Here is a 326-nt window from a genome sequence, read left to right on the forward strand (position 1 = left end):
TCAGTCAGACCATACTTGTTCTGAGTGTAAACAACAGGAGTGTCCTTAGTTGGATCTTCCGGAGTTACGTTCGGAACATCAGTTGAGTAGCCTGGTACGGTCGGAGTTGGCTCGTTTGGAGTCACCTTGGTTGGGTCGTCTGGGTCGTTCTCGTAAGTCGGCGTATCTGCACCTGGAATTGGCGTGTTGTTTTCATCTACAGGGATGATCTTACCGACCTTCTTGTAAGTGAAGACAGCAGTCTTGTCACTTTCATCGAAAGTACCAGTGGTATCAGTCGTATTAACCAGAACGTAGCCGGTAACTACCTTGGCATCGCTCGTTAC

General features: G+C 48.5%; 1 protein-coding gene. It reads right to left on the reverse strand.

What is annotated here, in order from left to right:
• Positions 1–326: hypothetical protein (locus lacNas_RS03400; RefSeq protein ID WP_244660630.1), on the reverse strand; the 326-nt coding region annotated here is incomplete at both ends.

Origin of the sequence: Lactobacillus nasalidis (genome assembly GCF_016587775.1) — a bacterium.
Classification (GTDB): domain Bacteria; phylum Bacillota; class Bacilli; order Lactobacillales; family Lactobacillaceae; genus Lactobacillus; species Lactobacillus nasalidis.